16 protein-coding genes, 1 pseudogene and 1 riboswitch are annotated in these 19764 nt (G+C 63.4%); of the genes and pseudogenes, 11 read left to right on the top strand and 6 right to left on the bottom strand.

Annotated elements, in window-relative coordinates:
- Positions 1-1062 carry an erythrose-4-phosphate dehydrogenase gene (gene epd, locus D906_RS07625; protein ID WP_012274524.1) on the bottom strand — a complete coding sequence of 354 codons (1062 nt, stop codon included), beginning with the start codon at positions 1060-1062 and terminating at the stop codon, positions 1-3.
- A gap of 150 nt (positions 1063-1212) precedes the next feature.
- Positions 1213-3210: a transketolase gene (gene tkt, locus D906_RS07620; protein ID WP_019097663.1), complete on the bottom strand. Its 1998-nt coding sequence runs from the start codon at positions 3208-3210 to the stop codon at positions 1213-1215.
- Between the two features lie 229 nt (positions 3211-3439).
- On the opposite strand from tkt, the gene D906_RS07615 reads away from it, so the two are divergent.
- From D906_RS07615 to D906_RS07600, 4 genes are all read left to right on the top strand, one after another.
- The gene (locus D906_RS07615; protein ID WP_019097662.1) at positions 3440-4432 is read left to right on the top strand and encodes a metalloregulator ArsR/SmtB family transcription factor; all 993 of its coding nucleotides are present in this window, start codon (positions 3440-3442) and stop codon (positions 4430-4432) included.
- A gap of 18 nt (positions 4433-4450) precedes the next feature.
- Positions 4451-5641, top strand: a complete 1191-nt coding sequence (gene metK, locus D906_RS07610; protein WP_003249375.1) for a methionine adenosyltransferase — start codon at positions 4451-4453, stop codon at positions 5639-5641.
- A 145-nt stretch (positions 5642-5786) separates the two neighbouring features.
- Positions 5787-7487, top strand: a complete 1701-nt coding sequence (gene ligB / locus D906_RS07605; RefSeq protein WP_027614856.1) for an NAD-dependent DNA ligase LigB — start codon at positions 5787-5789, stop codon at positions 7485-7487.
- A 132-nt stretch (positions 7488-7619) separates the two neighbouring features.
- Positions 7620-8012 carry a DUF1090 domain-containing protein gene (locus D906_RS07600; RefSeq protein ID WP_016712391.1) on the top strand — a complete coding sequence of 131 codons (393 nt, stop codon included), beginning with the start codon at positions 7620-7622 and terminating at the stop codon, positions 8010-8012.
- Positions 8013-8054: 42 nt separating this feature from the next.
- On the opposite strand, the gene D906_RS07595 is transcribed toward D906_RS07600, so the two are convergent.
- Positions 8055-8501 (bottom strand): cytochrome c, encoded by a 447-nt coding sequence (locus tag D906_RS07595; RefSeq protein ID WP_025752378.1) that lies wholly within the window; start codon positions 8499-8501, stop codon positions 8055-8057.
- A 119-nt stretch (positions 8502-8620) separates the two neighbouring features.
- Between D906_RS07595 and D906_RS07590 the strand changes: the two genes are divergently transcribed.
- Positions 8621-9772, top strand: coding sequence for a murein transglycosylase A (locus tag D906_RS07590; protein ID WP_016712393.1), 1152 nt, complete (start codon positions 8621-8623; stop codon positions 9770-9772).
- Positions 9773-9821: 49 nt separating this feature from the next.
- Here the strand turns inward: D906_RS07590 and D906_RS07585 are convergent, their stop codons facing one another.
- Both D906_RS07585 and D906_RS07580 read right to left on the bottom strand, forming a co-directional pair.
- The gene (locus D906_RS07585; RefSeq protein ID WP_019096159.1) at positions 9822-10208 is read right to left on the bottom strand and encodes an MAPEG family protein; all 387 of its coding nucleotides are present in this window, start codon (positions 10206-10208) and stop codon (positions 9822-9824) included.
- A 27-nt stretch (positions 10209-10235) separates the two neighbouring features.
- On the bottom strand, positions 10236-11069 hold the full coding sequence (locus D906_RS07580) for an EamA family transporter (protein ID WP_016712395.1): 834 nt from the start codon (positions 11067-11069) through the stop codon (positions 10236-10238).
- A 189-nt stretch (positions 11070-11258) separates the two neighbouring features.
- Here D906_RS07580 and D906_RS07575 point away from each other — a divergent pair.
- Positions 11259-12493: pseudogene (locus D906_RS07575) on the top strand (cation:proton antiporter).
- A gap of 33 nt (positions 12494-12526) precedes the next feature.
- On the opposite strand, the gene D906_RS07570 reads toward D906_RS07575, so the two are convergent.
- On the bottom strand, positions 12527-12928 hold the full coding sequence (locus D906_RS07570; RefSeq protein WP_016712397.1) for an acyl-CoA thioesterase: 402 nt from the start codon (positions 12926-12928) through the stop codon (positions 12527-12529).
- A gap of 178 nt (positions 12929-13106) precedes the next feature.
- A riboswitch (S-adenosyl-L-homocysteine riboswitch) is annotated at positions 13107-13203 on the top strand.
- Between the two features lie 20 nt (positions 13204-13223).
- Between D906_RS07570 and ahcY the strand changes: the two genes are divergently transcribed.
- From ahcY to D906_RS07545, 5 genes are all read left to right on the top strand, one after another.
- Positions 13224-14633: an adenosylhomocysteinase gene (ahcY, locus tag D906_RS07565; protein ID WP_019096157.1), complete on the top strand. Its 1410-nt coding sequence runs from the start codon at positions 13224-13226 to the stop codon at positions 14631-14633.
- 108 nt (positions 14634-14741) lie between these two features.
- Positions 14742-15587: a methylenetetrahydrofolate reductase [NAD(P)H] gene (gene metF / locus D906_RS07560; protein WP_016712399.1), complete on the top strand. Its 846-nt coding sequence runs from the start codon at positions 14742-14744 to the stop codon at positions 15585-15587.
- 93 nt (positions 15588-15680) lie between these two features.
- The gene (locus D906_RS07555; RefSeq protein WP_027614855.1) at positions 15681-16754 is read left to right on the top strand and encodes a hypothetical protein; all 1074 of its coding nucleotides are present in this window, start codon (positions 15681-15683) and stop codon (positions 16752-16754) included.
- Between the two features lie 66 nt (positions 16755-16820).
- On the top strand, positions 16821-17609 hold the full coding sequence (locus D906_RS07550) for an ABC transporter substrate-binding protein (RefSeq protein ID WP_019096156.1): 789 nt from the start codon (positions 16821-16823) through the stop codon (positions 17607-17609).
- A 218-nt stretch (positions 17610-17827) separates the two neighbouring features.
- Positions 17828-19723, top strand: a complete 1896-nt coding sequence (locus D906_RS07545) for a DEAD/DEAH box helicase (RefSeq protein ID WP_027610035.1) — start codon at positions 17828-17830, stop codon at positions 19721-19723.
- The last annotated feature ends 41 nt before the right edge of the window (positions 19724-19764 follow it).

The raw sequence follows: 19764 nt of genomic DNA, 5'->3' as shown, positions 1-19764 counted from the left end.
TCAGGGCTGTTTGTTGCGGGTTGGGTGAACGACGTGCAGAAAGTGTTCGGCAACGTCGAGCATTCGGTTGGCAAAACCCCATTCGTTGTCGAACCAGGCCAGCAAGTTCACCAGGCGGGGGCCGGAAACACGGGTCTGGCTGGCATCGACGATCGCCGAATGCGGGTCATGGTTGAAATCACAGCTGGCGTGCGGCAGTTCGGTGTAGGCCAGCAAGCCTTTGAGCGGGCCTTCCAGTGCCGCCTCGCGCAATACCCGGTTGACCTCGGCCGCGCTGGTGTCGCGGGCGGTCTGCAGGGTGATGTCCAGGCACGAGACGTTGACGGTGGGCACGCGTACCGCTTTGGCCTGGATTCGCCCGGCAAGTTCCGGCAGCAGGCGCTCGATGCCACGCGCCAGACCAGTGGACACCGGGATCACCGACTGGAAGGCCGAACGCGTGCGGCGCAGGTCTTCGTGGTGGTAGGCGTCGATCACCGGCTGGTCGTTCATCGCCGAGTGAATGGTGGTGATCTGCACGTATTCGATGCCGAACGCCTGGTCCAGCACACGCAACAGCGGCACACCGCAGTTGGTGGTACACGAGGCGTTGGACACCAGGCGCTCGCTGCCGGTCAGGCAGGCCTGGTTGATGCCGTAGACCACCGTGGCGTCTACGTCGGCTTCGCTGGCCATGGGCTGCGAGAACAGTACCCGGGGCGCACCGGCGTCGAGGAAACGCTGGCCATCGGCGCGGGTGTTGTAGGCGCCGGAGCATTCCAGCACCAGATCGATGCCGAGCGCTGCCCAGTCGATGCCTTCAGGGGTAGCACTGCGCATTACCTTCACGCAGTCGCCATTGATATGCAGACAATCGCCATCGACCTTCACCTCACCGGGGAAACGCCCGTGGGTGGAGTCGAAGCGAGTCAGGTACTCCAGGCTGGCCTGATCGGCCAGGTCGTTCAGCGCGACGATCTCGAAACCGGCCTTCGCCCCCCGCTCGAACAGCGCGCGCAGGACACAGCGGCCGATACGGCCATAACCGTTGAGTGCAACTTTGTAGGGACGCAGGTGGGGCATAGGTAGCTCTTGAACTCCGGCAGTTGAACGGGGCCGCTGCGCAGCCCATTCGCGGCACAAGGCCGCTCCTACAGGGGACGGCGTACGCAATACCCTGTAGGAGCGGCCTTGTGCCGCGAACGAGGGCCAAAGGCCCTCGCCTTCCTTGTATCAGTCTTCCAGCAGCTCTTCGGCAGTACCGAGGATGTTCTCCAGGGTGAAGCCGAACTCTTCGAACAGTGCCGAAGCCGGCGCCGACTCACCGTAGGTGGTCATGCCGATGATACGGCCTTCCAGGCCGACGTACTTGTACCAGAAGTCGGCGTGGGCCGCTTCGATGGCGATACGCGCACCCACTTCCAGCGGCAGCACCGACTGCTTGTAGGCAGCGTCCTGGGCATCGAACACGCTGGTGCACGGCATGGAAACCACGCGCACCTTGCGGCCTTGCTCGGTCAGCTTGTCGAACGCCTGAACGGCCAGGCCCACTTCGGAACCGGTGGCGATCAGGATCAGCTCAGGCTCGCCAGCACAATCCTTGAGCACGTAGCCACCACGGCTGATGTCGGCGATCTGCTGGGCGTCACGTGCCTGGTGCTGCAGGTTCTGGCGCGAGAAGATCAGTGCCGAAGGGCCGTCCTTGCGCTCCAGGGCACTTTTCCAGGACACGGCGGATTCCACCGCGTCGGCCGGGCGCCAGGTGTCCAGGTTCGGCGTGCTGCGCAGGCTGGTCAGTTGCTCGATTGGCTGGTGAGTCGGGCCGTCTTCACCCAGGCCGATGGAGTCGTGGGTATAGACGTGGATCACACGCTGCTTCATCAGTGCCGACATACGCACGGCGTTGCGGGCGTATTCCATGAACATCAGGAAAGTCGCGCCGTAAGGCACCAGGCCACCGTGCAGGGCAACGCCGTTCATGATGGCGGTCATGCCGAACTCGCGCACGCCGTAGAACACGTAGTTGCCGCTGGCGTCATTGGCTTCGACGCCCTTGCAGCCCTTCCACAGGGTCAGGTTGGAGCCTGCCAGGTCAGCCGAGCCACCCAGGAACTCGGGCAGCAGTGGGCCAAAGGCGTTCAGGGCGTTCTGGCTGGCCTTGCGGCTGGCAATGGTTTCGCCCTTGGCGGCCACTTCGTTGATGTAGGCCTGGGCCTTCTCGCTGAAGTCGGCCGGCAACTCGCCGCTGTCACGGCGCTTGAATTCGGCAGCCAGTTCCGGGAAGGCCTTGGCGTAGGCGTCGAAACGCTGGTTCCAGTCAGCTTCAGCCTTGGCACCAGCGGCCTTGGCGTCCCACTCGGCATAGATGTCGGCCGGGATTTCGAACGGACCGTGGTTCCAGTTCAGTTCCTTGCGGGCCAGGGCGATTTCGTCGTTGCCCAGCGGGGCACCGTGGCAGTCTTCCTTGCCCTGCTTGTTCGGCGAACCGAAGCCGATGATGGTCTTGCAGCAGATCAGGGTCGGGCGGTCGCTCTTGCGCGCCGTCTCGATGGCCATCTTGATTTCTTCGGCATCGTGGCCGTCGACGTTGCGAATCACCTGCCAGTTGTATGCTTCGAAGCGCGCCGGGGTGTTGTCGGTGAACCAGCCGTGCACTTCACCGTCGATGGAGATGCCGTTGTCGTCGTAGAAGGCGATCAGCTTGTTCAGGCCCAGAGTGCCGGCCAGCGAGGCGACTTCGTGGGAGATACCTTCCATCATGCAGCCATCGCCCAGGAACACGTAGGTGTTGTGGTCGACGATGGTGTGGCCTTCACGGTTGAACTGGGCAGCCAGTACTTTTTCGGCCAGGGCGAAGCCCACGGCGTTGGCGATACCCTGGCCCAGTGGGCCGGTGGTGGTCTCGACGCCTGGGGTGTAGCCGTATTCCGGGTGGCCCGGGGTGCGGCTGTGCAGCTGACGGAAGCCTTTGATGTCATCGATGGTGACGTCGTAGCCGGTCAGGTGCAGCAGCGAGTAGATCAGCATCGAGCCGTGGCCGTTGGACAGCACGAAGCGGTCACGGTCAGCGAAGCTCGGGTTGCTCGGGTTGTGCTTCAGATAGTCGCGCCAAAGCACTTCGGCGATATCCGCCATGCCCATAGGGGCACCTGGGTGGCCGCTGTTGGCCTTTTGCACGGCATCCATGCTGAGGGCACGAATGGCGTTGGCACGTTCACGACGGCTGGGCATCGCTGATCTCCTGGGGGGCTTGAATAGGTGGTGTCACGAAAAAAGGCGGCCATTTTCGCCCACTGGGGGGGCTTGGGGCAATGACGTATGGTCGCAGTCGGGGGATTTTCCTGTGATTGGCCTTCAATTCGGGGCAAAACCGGGATAACCGCCCCGCCCATCACTCAATATCAAAACTTTTTGATATTGGCCTTGCTAGGGCATTGATGCCTGTCTAGACTGCCGCCCCATGAACCTCCGTGCGCAATCGATCCCCGAGCAACGCGAAGCATTGGCCGCCCTGTGCAAGGCCAGTGGCGACGCGCTGCGCCTGAACGTATTGCGCGCCCTGGCCAACGACTCTTTCGGTGTGCTGGAACTGGCGCAGATCTTCGACATCGGCCAGTCGGGCATGAGCCACCACCTGAAGGTGCTGGCCCAGGCCGAGCTGGTGGCAACCCGTCGCGAAGGCAACGCCATCTTTTACCGCCGCGCCCTGCCCGATGGCCTGCGCCTGGGCGGCCGGCTGCACGCGGCATTGCTTGAAGAAGTGGATGACATGGCCCTGCCGCCTGACGTGCAAGCGCGGATCGCCCAGGTGCAACAACGCCGCGCGGCCACCAGCCAGGACTTCTTCCTGCGTGTGGAAGAGAAATTCCGCGCCCAGCAAGACCTGATCGCCGGCCTGCCGCAATACCGCGAAAGCCTGCTGACACTGCTCGACAAACTCAATTTCGACCCGGCCGCCAGCGCCTTGGAGGTTGGCCCCGGCGACGGCGGCTTCCTGCCAGACCTGGCCCGGCGCTTTGCCCACGTCACCGCCCTGGACAACAGCCCGACCATGCTTGAGCTGGCGCGCCAGGTGTGCCAACGCGAAGGGCTTCACAACGTCAACCTGCAGTTGGCCGATGCACTGGATGCAACGGATGTGGCCGCCGACTGCGTTGTGCTGAACATGGTGCTGCACCATTTCAGCGACCCGGCCCTGGCCTTGCGCCAGCTGGCCAAACGGGTAAAGGCAGGCGGCAGCCTGCTGGTCACCGAACTGTGCAGCCATGACCAGGGGTGGGCGCGTGAAGCCTGCGGCGACCTGTGGCTTGGCTTCGAGCAGGACGACCTGGCCCGCTGGGCCAACGCTGCCGGGCTCGCCCACGGGGACAGCCTGTACGTAGGCTTGCGTAACGGTTTCCAGATCCAGGTCCGCCATTTCCAGCGGACGGCTGGCGACATACACCATCGGTAAATTTCAGGAACCTTCGAGATGAGCGAATACTCCCTTTTCACCTCCGAGTCCGTGTCCGAAGGGCATCCGGACAAGATCGCCGACCAGATTTCGGACGCTGTCCTCGATGCCATCATCGCCCAGGACAAATACGCCCGCGTGGCCTGCGAAACCCTGGTCAAGACCGGTGTCGCCATCATCGCCGGCGAAGTCACCACTTCGGCCTGGGTCGACCTGGAAGACCTGGTGCGTAAAGTCATCATCGACATCGGCTACAACAGCTCCGACGTCGGCTTCGACGGTGCCACCTGCGCCGTGATGAACATCATCGGCAAGCAGTCGGTGGACATCGCCCAGGGCGTGGACCGCTCCAAGCCTGAAGACCAGGGCGCTGGCGACCAGGGCCTGATGTTCGGCTATGCCAGCAACGAAACCGAAGTGCTGATGCCGGCACCGATCTGCTTCTCGCACCGCCTGGTCGAGCGCCAGGCCGAAGCGCGCAAATCCGGCCTGCTGCCGTGGCTGCGCCCGGATGCCAAGTCGCAGGTCACCTGCCGCTACGAAAACGGCAAGGTGGTCGGTATCGACGCCGTGGTGCTGTCGACCCAGCACAACCCTGAGGTGTCGCAGAAAGACCTGCAAGAAGCCGTGATGGAGCTGATCGTCAAGCACACCCTGCCTGCCGAGCTGCTGCACAAGGGCACTCAGTACCACATCAACCCGACCGGCAACTTCATCATCGGCGGCCCGGTGGGTGACTGTGGCCTGACCGGCCGCAAGATCATCGTCGACTCCTACGGCGGCATGGCCCGCCACGGTGGTGGCGCGTTCTCCGGCAAGGACCCGTCCAAGGTCGACCGTTCCGCCGCCTACGCCGGCCGCTACGTGGCCAAGAACATCGTTGCCGCCGGCCTGGCAGAGCGTTGCGAGATCCAGGTGTCGTACGCCATTGGCGTGGCCCAGCCGACCTCCATCTCGATCAACACCTTCGGCACCGGCAAGGTTTCCGACGACAAGATCATCCAGCTGGTGCGCGAGTGCTTCGACCTGCGTCCGTACGCCATCACCACCATGCTCGACCTGCTGCACCCGATGTACCAGGAAACCGCTGCCTACGGCCACTTCGGTCGCACCCCGCAGCAGAAGACTGTCGGCGACGACACCTTCACCACCTTCACCTGGGAGCGCACCGACCGCGCCCAGTCGCTGCGTGACGCTGCCGGCCTGTAAGCTTCCTACAGCGCCTGGCGAAAGCCCCTGCCGAGTGATCGGCAGGGGCTTTTTTGTGACATATCGGCTGACAATCTCGCTGCGGCAAGCACCAGCAAACCTGCCTAGGCTGGGGGCTCCTACACGCCACGCAAGGATGCTGGCCATGCTTCACCCTTTGTTGCTTACCCTGCTGCTGTTGCTGCAGGCCCCAATGGCCCGGGCCGAGCAGTGCCCCGACTGGTCTGCACAACACGTCGACGCCGAAGTAGCGCAACTGCGGGCCACACTTGCCCGCTGGGACGATCACTACCACCGACAAGGTGTTGCGCTGGTGGCCGACGCGCTTTACGACCAGAGCCGCCTACGCCTGGAGCATTTGCAGCAATGCTTTGGCCTGGCCACCGCTCCATCCCCCTTGGCCAGCGCGCGAGGCCCGATCCCTCACGCGGTACCGCATACCGGCATCGACAAGCTGGCTGATCGCCAGGCCGTCGCACGTTGGCTGGTCGGCAAGACCGGTGTATGGGTGCAGCCCAAGATCGACGGTGTTGCCGTCTCGCTCACCTATCGGCAAGGCCAGCTGGTGCAGTTGGTCAGTCGCGGAGACGGCGTGCAAGGGCACGACTGGAGCCGGCACATTCCCCAGCTAGGCACCCTCACCCGGCAGTTGCCTCAGGCAATCGACCTGCAATTGCAGGGTGAGTTGTATCTGCGCCTGGACCAGCATGTGCAAGCCCGGGCAGGCAGCGCCAACGCCCGCGGCACCGTGGCCGGGCTGCTCGCACGCAAACAGCTGACAACTGAACAAGGCGCCGGCATCGGCCTGTTCGTCTGGGACTGGCCGCACGGCCCCAGCCAGCAGGCTGAGCGCCTCAAGCAACTGGCGCAACTGGGCTTTCCGGACAGCCTGCGCTACAGCATCGCCATAGACACCACGGACGAGGCCGCCCATTGGCGCGACCACTGGTACCGCTCTGCCCTGCCTTTCGCCACCGATGGTGTGGTGCTGCGCCAGGGCAGTCGGCCGCCGGCAGAGCGCTGGCAAGCCAAGGCGCCTTACTGGATCGCGGCCTGGAAGTACCCCTATGCACAGGCCTTGGCCGAAGTGCGTGACGTACGCTTCCGGGTCGGTCGCACCGGCAAGGTCACGCCAGTTTTGCAATTGCTGCCGGTCACCCTGGACGACCGGCGCATTACCCAGGTGAGCCTGGGCTCACTGGCGCGCTGGCACAGCCTCGACATCCGCCCCGGAGACCAAGTGGCCATCAGCCTGGCCGGCCTGACCATCCCACGCCTGGAGCAGGTGGTGCATCGCGCAGTCGAACGCCAGGCGGTCAGCGCGCCGGCGCCCGACCGGTACCACGCCCACACTTGCTGGCAGGCCAGCGAGGGCTGCGAGGAGCAGTTCATTGCCCGCCTGACGTGGCTCAGCGGTAAACACGGGCTGGCCTTGCCACGCACCGGGCCTGGCACCTGGCGCCGGCTGGTGGACGCCGGGCTAGTGACATCGATGGCCGACTGGTTGCATCTGGATGCCGAGCGCCTGGGCCAGGTGGCAGGCATCAGTGATGCGACATCTGTGCAGTTGGCGAGCAGCTTCGATGCGGCCCGCTCACGGCCTTTTGCCCAATGGTTGCGCGGGCTGGGCACACCCCTACCGTCGAGCCTGCAACTGGCAGGCGACTGGCCAGGGCTGGAAAAACGCAGCAGCCGTGAATGGCAAGCCTTGGCCGGGATTGGCGAAAAGCGTGGGCAGCAACTGGCGGCGTTTTTTGCTGCCAATGAGGTTCAAGCCCTTGCCGCAGAGCTGGCCCTGGCAGGGATCAACGGGTTCCAGAATGGCAGCGAACCCATCGAGCAATGATTTTTTACCAATTTACTTGTAGGGAAACCCTGAGATTGCTCCGGAAAAAGCCGACAAGGGTTCCTAAATGGGCAAAACCAAGGCAGGATTTCCACCAACTTTTGCTGCCCCGCCCCGTCCAGGAGGCTTTTCATGAAACGTATTTCGACCCTTTTGCTGCTCGCGACACTTGGCCTGGCCGCAGGCACCGCACAGGCTGCCCAGCCGGATGCCGGCCTGACCGGCTGCGCCGCCAAGCGCAGTGCCATCGAAAACCAGCTGAAGATTGCCCGTGACCATGGCAACAGCGACCAGGTTGCAGGGTTGGAAGAAGCCCTGCGCGGGGTGGACAACTGCACCGACGCCAGCCTGCGCAAGGAACGTGAGCAGAAGGTGCTCGACGCCCGCCATGAAGTGGCGCAGCGGGAAAAAGACTTGAAGAAGGCCGAGAAGAAAGGCGACGCCGAGAAGATCAACAAGCGCAAGGACAAGCTGGCCGAGTCGCGTAAAGAATTGCAGGAAGCAGTCGACGACCTGGACCGCTGAGACCAGCAGCAAACGCGGTCAATGTAGAAGCGGCCCATGCCATCAGTGATTGCGGAATTCGGTATGACAGGCCTTGCACGCCGCTTCGACCTTGTCCATCGGCGCCTTCAACTGCGCGGCATCCAGCGGCTGGCTGCGGGTTACACCGACCAGTTCGCCGGTAACGCCCTCCAGTTGCCGGGCCAGGTCATGAAAACGCGCTTGGCGCTCCCATACCTCGGCACGGGCGGCGCTGTCGCCGCCATCGCGTACCTGAGGAAAGTGCTGCCAGGGTTGATGGACAAGGCCGTCCAGCTTCAGCGCACCTTCGGCAAACTTCACCCCGTCGAACGGCAACCGGCCACGCAGCATGCCACCCAGGTCTTCGCTGGTCTTGAGCATGTCCTTGAAGATCACCTTGCGCTTGCCCAGCGGCGAGTTCGGGTCAACCCGGTCACAACCGCCCAGGGCCAGTGCTGCCAGCAGAACAACGGTCAATCGCTTCAACATCACGCTCACTTCGGCCTACGCAAATGGGCGGCCAGTATCGCTGCCCAAGGGCCAAAGACCAATAGCCACATAAATTACAGGGGTGAATCTTCATATTCGCCCATGACAGGAATGCACTCATGAAATCTGCCCTGCGCCATCTGGCCTGGACACTCCCTGTACTGGCGTTGCTGGCCGGCTGCAATGGCGGCGAGAACGCCAAGCCCGAGCCCCACGCCATCGCCACCTATGCCCCGGCCACCTGGAAAGACCTGCCGGCGGTCAGCGATGAAGACCTGTTGGCCGGCTTTTACGCCTGGCGTAGCGGCTGCGAGAAGCTCAAGCGCGATCCCGTGTGGGCTGCCACCTGTGAAGCGGCCGGAAGCGCCACGGCAAGCGCCGCGCAAGTGCGCACCTTTCTGGAGCAGAACCTGGAGGTGTACGGCCTGCGCTCTGCCGAGAACAACGCCAACGGCCTGATCACCGGTTACTACGAGCCGGTCTACCCCGGCAGCCTGAAGCAGTCGTCGACCAACCATGTGGCGGTTTATGGCATTCCTGAGGACATGATCGTGGTCGACCTGGCCAGCGTGTACCCCGAGCTGAAGGGCAAACGCCTGCGCGGTCGCCTCGATGGCCGGGTGCTCAAGCCTTACGACACTGCCGAGGTGATCAACCGTGACGGCGTCAAGGCGCCGGTGCTGGCCTGGCTGACCGACCCGATGGACCTGCAGTTCCTGCAGATCCAGGGCTCCGGCCGCGTCCAGCTGGAGGACGGTCGGCAACTGCGCCTGGGCTACGCCGACCAGAACGGCCACCCCTACCGGCCAATCGGCCGCTGGCTGGTGGAACAGGGCCAGCTGAAAAAAGAAGAGGTGAGCATGGGCGCGATTCATGCCTGGGCCCAGGCCAACCCGCAGCGCGTGCCGGAACTGCTGGCCAGCAACCCCAGCTACGTGTTCTTCAGCACCCGCCCGGACAGCAACGAGGGCCCGCGCGGGTCGCTGAATGTGCCGCTGACTGCCGGCTACAGCGTGGCCATCGACCGCAAGGTGATACCGCTGGGTAGCCTGTTGTGGCTGTCCACGACTCGCCCGGATGGCTCGCCGGTGGTGCGCCCGGTTGGGGCGCAGGACACGGGCGGGGCGATTGCTGGCGAGGTGCGTGCGGACCTGTTCTGGGGTACCGGGCCGCAAGCCGGCGAGCTGGCCGGGAACATGAAGCAGCAGGGGCAGATCTGGATGCTGTGGCCCAAGGGCCAGCCACTGCCAGAAGTACCCAAAGTGCCTTGATCGGCGCTGGATTCTTCGCGGGCTTGCCCGCGAAGAAGGCCACTCTGTTTCAGATGGAAACCACAAAGAACGACACGATCAGCGCCAGCCCGGCAAACCACACCAGCGACCTCAAGGCAGCCCAATCCGCCAGATAGCAGATGATGTACAGCAGCCGGCTGGTGATGTACATCACCCCCAGCACATCCTGCGTCACCTGCTCGGCATTGCCGACGATGTCCGCTACCAGCACCGCTGCGGCAAACGCCGGAAACGCCTCGTAGCCGTTCTGCTGCGCAGCATGCGCACGCCGCGGTAAACCCGACAAAGTATCAAGGAAGGCGCGCGGATCATGGTTGTCCTTGAGGCCGAAGCGGCCGCTGGCCACCTTGGCGATCAAGGCACACAGCGGATTCAACAGCAGCGCGATCAAAATGCACCACAGGGCAACGGTCATGCTCAGGACTCCTTGTTCGAAAATGGGTTAGAGCTTCATCACCAGCATGCCTGCCAGGACCAGCCCGCAAGCTAGGAGTCTTGGCCCGCCAAAAGGTTCTTTGAGGTAGCGCATGCCCAGCAGCACCACCAGGATCACGCTCAACTCGCGCAACGCAGCTGCCTCGGCCACCGACCCCAGATGCATGGCCCAGAGCACCAGGGCGTAGCTGAACAATACGCAAAAGCCCACCGCCAGCCCCAGGCGCCATTGTGTTCGCCAGAACAGCATGAACGGCGCGCGCCGAGCCACGCTGGCCAGCAGCGGAAATTGCCAGGCGCTGAGCAGGGTCAACCACACCAGGTAGTCCCAAGGCTTGCCCCACAAGCGCACCGCCTGGCCATCGAACCAGGTGTAGCAGCCGATGCACAGGCCAATTAGGGCAACCACCGGCAGCATCGACCAAGGCAGCCGGTCGCCACCACCGCCCTGCCACAACAGGCAGGCCATGCCACACGGGATCAACAGGATGCCGATGATCTGCTGCTGGCTCAGCGACTCCCCGGCGAAGGCCAGGGTCAGCCCCAGCACCACCAATGGTGACAGGCCGCGCATCAGAGGATAGACCAGCCCCAGGTCGCCCACGCGATAGGCCTGGATCAGCAAATAGCGGTACAACTGCTCGGCGAGTGCCGACGCGATCAACCAAGGCCAGATTTCAGCGGGCGGCACATCGACGAACGCCACGGCCAGCACCGCGAAAGCGAGTGCAACCGTGTCCATGCTGGCGATTACCAGCAGGCGTTCGCCGCTGAATTTGATCAGGGTATTCCAGGTCGCATGCAGCAGGGCGGCGACCAGCACCAGGGATGTTGCCAACACGCCTTCTTATCCTTGCAGGGTTGTAAGGGCTCGAATATAGGGCATTCCGGGGGGCCGCCGCGCCCCCGACATGGGAACGATTTAAGGGAATCCGGTCAAACCCTGTGTCCCGAACCCCGCGCCAGGTCATCAAAGAACTGCCCGAGCCATTCGGGTAACGACTTGGAAGCCACTGTTACAGGATTCGGGATGCTTGAATTAGTTGCCGCGTTTATCTGCCTCACCACCCTTCTTACCTACGTCAATTACCGCTTCATCGGCCTGCCCCCCGCCATCGGCGTGATGGTCACGGCATTGCTGTTCTCCCTGATGCTGCAGGGCCTGAGCCTGATCGGCTTCCCGGGCTGGAAGAACGCGTCGAAGGCTTGATGAACCAGATCGATTTCAACGACCTGCTGATGCACTGGATGCTGGCCTTCCTGCTGTTTGCCGGCGCACTGCACGTCAACCTCAGCGACCTGCGCAGCTACCGTTGGCCCATTGGCCTGCTGGCGACATTGGGCGTGCTGATCGCCACCGTGGTTATCGGCTACTTGTCGCACTGGGTATTCGCCCTGTTCGGCTGGCAGGTGCCGTTGATTTACTGCCTGCTGTTCGGTGCACTGATTTCCCCCACCGACCCGATTGCCGTGCTGGGCGCGCTGCGTACCGCCAACGCCTCCAAACCGCTGAAAACCACTATCGTTGGCGAGTCGCTGTTCAACGATGGCACGGCGGTAGTGGTGTTCACCGTGCTGCTGGGCATCATCCAGCTGGGTGAAACACCGAGCATGACCGACACCGCCATCCTGTTCGCCCGGGAGGCCATCGGTGGCGTGGTGTTCGGCGGCCTGATCGGCTACGCCACCTACCGCATGATCAAAAGTGTCGAGCAGTACCAGGTCGAGGTCATGCTGACCCTGGCACTGGTCATTGGTGGCTCGGCCATGTGCTACGAGCTGCATGTCTCCGCGCCGATCGCCATGGTGGTGGCCGGCCTGATCATCGGTAACCTGGGGCGTAACCTGGCGATGAATGACATGACTCGTCGCTACATGGACGGTTTCTGGGAGTTGATCGATGACATGCTCAACGCCTTGTTGTTCGCGTTGATCGGCCTGGAGCTGTTGCTGCTGCCGTTCAACTGGATGCACCTGGCGGCCGGCGGCGTGCTGGCGCTGGCGGTGCTGCTGTCGCGGTTGCTGACCGTGGCCCCGGCCATTGTGCTGCTGCGGCGCTGGCGCCCGGTGCCGAAAGGCACGGTGCGGGTGCTGACCTGGGGTGGCTTGCGGGGTGGGGTGTCGGTGGCCCTGGCGCTGTCGTTGCCGCTGGGCGAGGAGCGTGACCTGCTGCTGTCGATCACCTACATCGTGGTGCTGTCGTCGATTCTGGTGCAGGGGTTGAGCATCGGGCGGGTGGTGCGCAAGGTCAGCGCCCAGCCTTGAGATTCTGGGGCCGCTTTGCGGCCCCCGGAATCGTCATTCCACCGCAGAATCCGGGAACTGGTCCTGGATGTACTTGATCTCGGTACGCCCATGCGGCGCCGGCAGGCCGTCTTCACCCAGGTTGACGAAGACCATCTTGTCGACCGTGAGGATGGCCTTGCGGCTGATCTTGTTGCGCACTTCGCACTTGAGCGTGATCGAGGTACGACCAAACTCGGTGGCGGTGATGCCCAGCTCGATGATGTCGCCTTGGCGCGAAGCGCTGACGAAGTTGATTTCCGAAATGTACTTGGTTACCACGCGCTGGTTGCCCAGCTGGACGATGGCGTAGATCGCCGCCTCTTCGTCGATCCAGCGCAACAGGCTGCCACCGAACAGGGTGCCATTGGGGTTGAGGTCTTCGGGTTTAACCCACTTGCGGGTGTGAAAGTTCATCTGTACTCCTGACCTGCTTGGCTAACGTAGAGCAATGATGGCAGAGCGGCCGCCATCGCTCCATTGAACATCGACTATCGTCGCGATTAATCGACAGAAAACCTTGGGCAAGCGGGCGGGGGCGGCTATAATCTGCGCCGCTTCACATGGTTGCCCACAGCGGTGCCATGCCCGCCACCTGTCCGAGGGGCGCTGCAGCAGGCTAGGCCTGTCAGGCTCGGATGGGGCGTTGCTCGCTCTTGCGGGCGCTTAACGCACAACGGCGCCCATTCGCACACTACGAATGGAGGCTCTCATGAGCGCTGCAAACATGCCTGCTGGTTTTACCGATTACAAAGTCGCCGACATCTCCCTGGCCGCCTGGGGCCGTCGCGAAACCATCATTGCCGAATCGGAAATGCCTGCGCTGATGGGCCTGCGTCGCAAGTACCTGGCCGAGCAGCCGCTCAAGGGTGCGAAAATCCTGGGCTGCATCCACATGACCATCCAGACCGCCGTGCTGATCGAAACCCTGGTAGCCCTGGGTGCCGAAGTGCGCTGGTCGTCCTGCAACATCTTCTCCACTCAAGACCAGGCCGCCGCGTCCATCGCCGCCGCTGGCATTCCGGTATTCGCCTGGAAAGGTGAAACCGAAGAAGAGTACGAGTGGTGCCTGGAGCAGACCATCCTGAAAGATGGCCAGCCATGGGACGCCAACATGGTCCTCGACGACGGTGGCGACCTGACCGAGCTGCTGCACAAGAAGTACCCACAGGTACTGGACCGCGTACACGGCGTGACCGAAGAGACCACCACCGGCGTACACCGCCTGCTGGACATGCTGGCCAAGGGCGAGCTGAAGGTGCCGGCCATCAACGTCAACGACTCGGTCACCAAGAGCAAGAACGACAACAAGTACGGCTGCCGTCACAGCCTGAACGACGCCATCAAGCGCGGCACCGACCACCTGCTGTCGGGCAAGCAAGCCCTGGTGATCGGCTACGGTGACGTGGGCAAGGGCTCGGCCCAGTCCCTGCGCCAGGAAGGCATGATCGTGAAGGTCACCGAAGTTGACCCGATCTGCGCCATGCAGGCCTGCATGGACGGCTTCGAGCTGGTCTCGCCGTTCATCGATGGCATCAACAACGGCACCGAAGCCAGCATCGACAAGGCCCTGCTGGGCAAGATCGACCTGATCGTCACCACCACTGGTAACGTCAACGTCTGCGACGCCAACATGCTCAAGGCCCTGAAGAAGCGTGCCGTGGTCTGCAACATCGGCCACTTCGATAACGAAATCGACACCGCGTTCATGCGCAAGAACTGGGCCTGGGAAGAGGTCAAGCCGCAGGTACACAAGATCCACCGTACCGGCGCTGGCAGCTTCGACCCACAGAACGACGACTACCTGATCCTGCTGGCCGAAGGCCGCCTGGTCAACCTGGGTAACGCCACTGGCCACCCAAGCCGCATCATGGACGGTTCGTTCGCCAACCAGGTACTGGCCCAGATCTTCCTGTTCAAGCAGAAGTTCGCCGACCTGTCGGCCGAGAAGAAGGCCGAGCGCCTGACCGTAGAAGTGCTGCCGAAGAAACTCGACGAAGAAGTGGCCCTGGAAATGGTTCGCGGCTTCGGCGGTGTGGTCACCAAGCTGACTCAGCAACAAGCCGACTACATCGGTGTGACCGTCGAAGGCCCGTTCAAGCCGCACGCCTACCGCTACTAAGCGTTCGTAGGCAACGCTTCGCAACGATGCCCAAGCCAGGCCGGCCCACACCGCCCTGGCTTTTACTTGCAGCCTGCCGCGTGAAGCAGGCTGCTTGAGGAACGAGTGATGTCACAAGAACGCCGCTACAGTTTCGAGTTCTTCCCCACCAAGACCGACGCCGGTCACGAAAAGCTGATGGGCGTCGCCCGCCAGCTGGCAAGCTACAACCCGGACTTCTTCTCCTGCACCTACGGCGCCGGCGGCTCCACCCGCGACCGCACGCTGAACACCGTGCTGCAGCTGGAAAGCGAAGTGAAGGTACCTGCCGCGCCGCACCTGTCGTGCGTGGGCGACTCCAAGGACGACCTGCGCGCCCTGCTGGCCGAATACAAGGCCGCCGGCATCAAGCGCATCGTCGCCCTGCGTGGCGACCTGCCGTCGGGCATGGGCATGGCCAGTGGCGAACTGCGCTACGCCAGCGACCTGGTCGAGTTCATCCGCCAGGAAACAGCTGATCACTTCCACCTGGAAGTGGCCGCCTACCCTGAGATGCACCCGCAGGCGCGCAACTTCGAGGCCGACCTGGCCAACTTCGTGCACAAGGTCAAGGCCGGTGCCGACAGCGCCATCACCCAGTACTTCTTCAACGCCGACAGCTACTTCTACTTCGTCGAGCGCGCACAGAAGCTGGGCGTGGACATCCCGGTGGTGCCTGGCATCATGCCAATCACCAACTACAGCAAGCTGGCCCGTTTCTCCGACGCCTGTGGCGCCGAGATCCCGCGCTGGATCCGCAAGCAGCTGGAAGCCTATGCCGACGACACCGCCAGCATCCAGGCCTTCGGCGAAGAAGTGATCACCCGCATGTGCGAACAGCTGCTGCAAGGTGGCGCACCGGGCCTGCACTTCTACACCTTGAACCAGGCCGAACCGAGCCTGGCGATCTGGAACAACCTCAAGCTGCCGCGCTGAAATCTTTTGGCAAAGTCTGCTTAAGAAATGATTAAGGCTTTGGTCATAGACTAAAGCCTTATTCATTTTCGGGTTACACAGGTCTTGCCTGCCATGCAGCATTCCCAGCCATCGCGTCCACAGCTTGTCTACCTGGCTTTTGGCCCGGCAACCTATCACCAGGAAGCCTGCTTCAGCATCGTCAGCGCCCTTGCCCACCTGGGTACGGCACGTGAAGCCATGGACATCCAGGTGTACACCGACAACCCGCAGCCCTATGCCAAACTGCCTGTCAGCATCCACCTGCTGGACGAAGCCACGCGCCAGGCATGGAACGCCCCCCACGGTTATCACTTTCGCAGCAAGCACGTGCTGTTGCGCCAGGTGCTGGAGCAACACCCGCTGGCGGTGCTGATCGACACCGACACCTTTTTCCGCACGTCGCCACTGCAACTGTTCGCCCGCGTGGCCCCGGGCAAGCTGCTGTGCAATGCCATCGGCCCGCGCTACGGCGCGAACCAGAAGTGCCTGCTGTACAAGAACCTGCTGACCATTTTGCAAGGCCGGGGCCTGGCCGACTGCCAGATGCCACTGATCAACTCCGGCGTGATCGGCCTCACGGCCGAGGACGCCAGCACACTGGACAGCTCCATCGCCATGATGGACGAGTTCTACCCCCTCGCCCGCGAGGCCTATACCCTCGAAGAGTTCTGCCTGGCGGTGGCGGCCTATCGCCAACTGGAGCTGGCTGAATGCACCGATGTCATCCACCACTACTGGAGCCGCAAGGCGCAATTCCGCGCCAAGATCCAGGCCTGGCTGCGCAAGCACGGCCACGACCCGCTGGGCCAGGCGGCGCTGGCTGACGTCAAGCTGGTCAACGACCAGCTACCCCGGCCTCCCGCGCTGCACCGCCTGGGCTACAAGGCGTTGAGCATGACCCTACCCAGGCACGAGCGCCAGTTCGCCCGCGAGTTGCTCTATGGCTGCTACCCCTACCCCAATGAGTTCGACCGCGCCTGCGCGCCGGCCTGGTGGGACAAGGCCCTGGAAAACCTCAACGCCCGCTACGGCCAGCTGCAGCCCGAGCAACTGCGCCAGTGCTTGCGCCACCCGGGGCTGCGGCTGTCGCTGGGTGAGCGGCGCAAGGAAATCGAGACACATTTGCTGAGGTCCTCCCACATTTGAGTGGGCCGGCACAGGAGAACATCACACCCTCTGGCCTAGAACAGGCCGAGCGCGTAATCTCCGGCCATGCCACTCGTCGCCCGCCTGTTCTGCACCCTGCTGCTCGCCTGCCTGAGCCCGTCGGCCTTGGGCGAGCGTCTGCGTCTGGTGTCCGATGACTGGGCACCCTACATCTACCAGCAGAATGGCCAACCCCACGGCATCGACTACGAAGTCACCACCGAAGTGTTCAAACGCCTCGGCGTCGAGGTGGAATGGCAGTTCCTTCCATGGAAGCGCTGCCTGGCAATGATCGAGCAAGGCCTGGCCGACGGGATTCTGGACATCTTCCAGACCGAAGCCCGGCGCCCCTACCTGGTCTATGCCCCCGAGCTCTTGTCGCAAGTCGAATTCGTGTTGTTCCAGGCGCGCGCACGCCGCCACCCTGTGACCGCCACAGACGACCTCGCAGGCCTCACCATCGGCACCTCGCCCGGCTATGCCTACGGCGCCGCGTTCAACGAGGCCACGCATTTCCGTCGGGAAGCCGCACCCACCCAGGAAGCCAACTTCGGCAAGCTGCTGCTGGGCCGTATCGACCTGGCAATCACCGATCGCAAGGTTGGTCATTACCTGCTCCGGCAACTGGGCCTGGAACAGCAAGTAGAGGCGCTGCCGCTGGTGATCAGCCGCCAGGCCCAGTATCTGGGGCTGGTACGTAAACCCGGGCGTGAGGCATTGGCCCTGGCCTTTGCCGAAGCACTGCAGCGTTTCAAACAGGAACCGGCCTTTGCCGCCATCAACCAACGCTACACAGGCGACATCGGAAACATTCTCAACGCCGTTGAGCAGCAGGAAAGCAGCACAGCGCGATAGCTCTGTTATACTCGGGCCTTCCCGCCCGGCTCACGCCCGGACGCTCGGCCTCGCAACAGGCATCCCGATCGGCACCGACGCCCCTTCGCGTCCACCCTCCGTTTCCCGGATGTGCAGTGAAAGCCCAGCTGGACCGGACGCGATCGCATCCCACCGATGCCCGTCGCGCCAGGCAGAACATCCCAACGGGCCCAGCCCACACGAGAACAGGATCGCCCATGTCCTTTGCTTCCCTCGGTCTCTCCGAGGCTCTTGTCCGCGCTATCGAGGCTGCGGGCTATACCCAGCCGACCCCCGTGCAACAGCGGGCCATTCCCGCCGTGTTGCAAGGCCGTGACCTGATGGTTGCCGCACAGACAGGTACTGGTAAAACCGGCGGTTTCGCCCTGCCGATTCTCGAGCGCCTGTTCCCGGCCGGCCACCCCGACAAGTCGCAACGTCACGGCCCGCGTCAGCCGCGCGTTCTGGTCCTGACCCCGACCCGCGAACTGGCAGCCCAGGTGCACGACAGCTTCAAGGTGTATGCCCGCGACCTGCCCCTGGTCAGCGCCTGCATCTTCGGCGGCGTTGGCATGAACCCGCAGATCCAGGCCATCGCCAAAGGCGTTGACGTGCTGGTTGCCTGCCCGGGCCGCCTGCTCGACCTGGCCGGCCAAGGCAAGGTCGACCTGGCCCACGTGGAAATCCTGGTACTCGACGAAGCCGACCGCATGCTCGACATGGGCTTCATCCACGACGTCAAGAAAGTACTGGCCCGCCTGCCGGCCAAGCGCCAGAACCTGCTGTTCTCGGCCACCTTCTCCAAGGACATCACCGACCTCGCCGACAAGCTCCTGCATAACCCGGAGCGTATCGAGGTCACCCCGCCGAACACCACGGTCGAACGTATCGAGCAACGCGTCTACCGCCTGCCTGCCAGCCACAAGCGCGCGCTGCTGGCACACCTGATTACCCTGGGTGCCTGGGAACAGGTGCTGGTGTTCACCCGTACCAAGCACGGCGCCAACCGCCTGGCCGAGTACCTGGAAAAACACGGCCTGAGCGCCGCTGCGATCCACGGCAACAAGAGCCAGAACGCCCGCACCAAGGCGCTGGCCGACTTCAAGGCCAACAGCGTGCGCGTGCTGGTTGCCACCGACATCGCCGCCCGCGGCCTGGACATCGACCAACTGCCTCATGTGGTCAACTTCGAGCTGCCCAATGTCGAGGAAGATTATGTTCACCGCATTGGCCGTACCGGCCGTGCCGGTCGTTCGGGCGAGGCGATTTCCATGGTCGCGCCGGATGAAGAGAAGCTGCTCAAGAGCATCGAGCGGGTTACCAGGCAGAAGATCCCTGACGGCGACCTGATGGGCTTCGACGCCAGCCAGGTAGAAGCCGAAAAACCCGAAGTGCGCGAGCGCCCGCAGAACAATGGCCGTGGCGGCCGTAATCAGCCACGCGGCGAAGGCAGCAAGGACGCCAACGGCGGCCGCAAGGACAAAGGCAAGGATAAAGGCAAGACCAAGCAGCAGGCTGCGGACAAGCCAGCCGACAAGGAAAAGAGCGGCGACAAGCAACAACAACCGCGCAAGCCGCGTGACAAGAAGCCGCGCCAGCAGCAACAGCAACAGGCCAGCAACAGCAGCGTACCGAAAGCACCAGCCGACCGTGACCCGGAAGAGTTCCTGGACGACGATATCGACAACTTCGGTAACCGCGCCGACTACGTCAGCCCCTACCAGGGCAAGAACCAGGGCCGCAACCGCCGCCCAGGTGGTGGTGCCGGCCAAGGTCAGGGCCAGGGCAATGGCCAGCGCAGCAATGCCGGCGGCCAGGGTCAGGCCCGCAGTGGTGGCCAGCAGCGCAGCGGCGGCGGCGAAAAACGCCCGCCTCGCGCCAACAACGGTAGCGGTGCCCGTCGCGATGGCGGCGGCGCAGGCCGTGGCCGCCCTGCCCGTGACGATGCCGCCCGGCAAGAGCCGGCCGTGCGCAACTCGCGCCAGCCGGAAAAACAGCCGGTGATCATCCGCAAGGAGTCCAAGCTCGACCGTTACCCAACGCCTGAGCAGCTGGATGACCTGCCAAGCCGCCCGCGCGGTGAGCGCCCAGCCTTGTTGACCCGAAAAGGCTAAGAAACGAAAACGCCGCCCAATGGGCGGCGTTTTTTATTGCC

The sequence above is a fragment of the Pseudomonas sp. LAIL14HWK12:I1 genome (genome assembly GCF_003202095.1).
GTDB lineage: Bacteria > Pseudomonadota > Gammaproteobacteria > Pseudomonadales > Pseudomonadaceae > Aquipseudomonas > Aquipseudomonas monteilii.
This window is presented reverse-complemented; position numbering and strand designations above follow the sequence as displayed.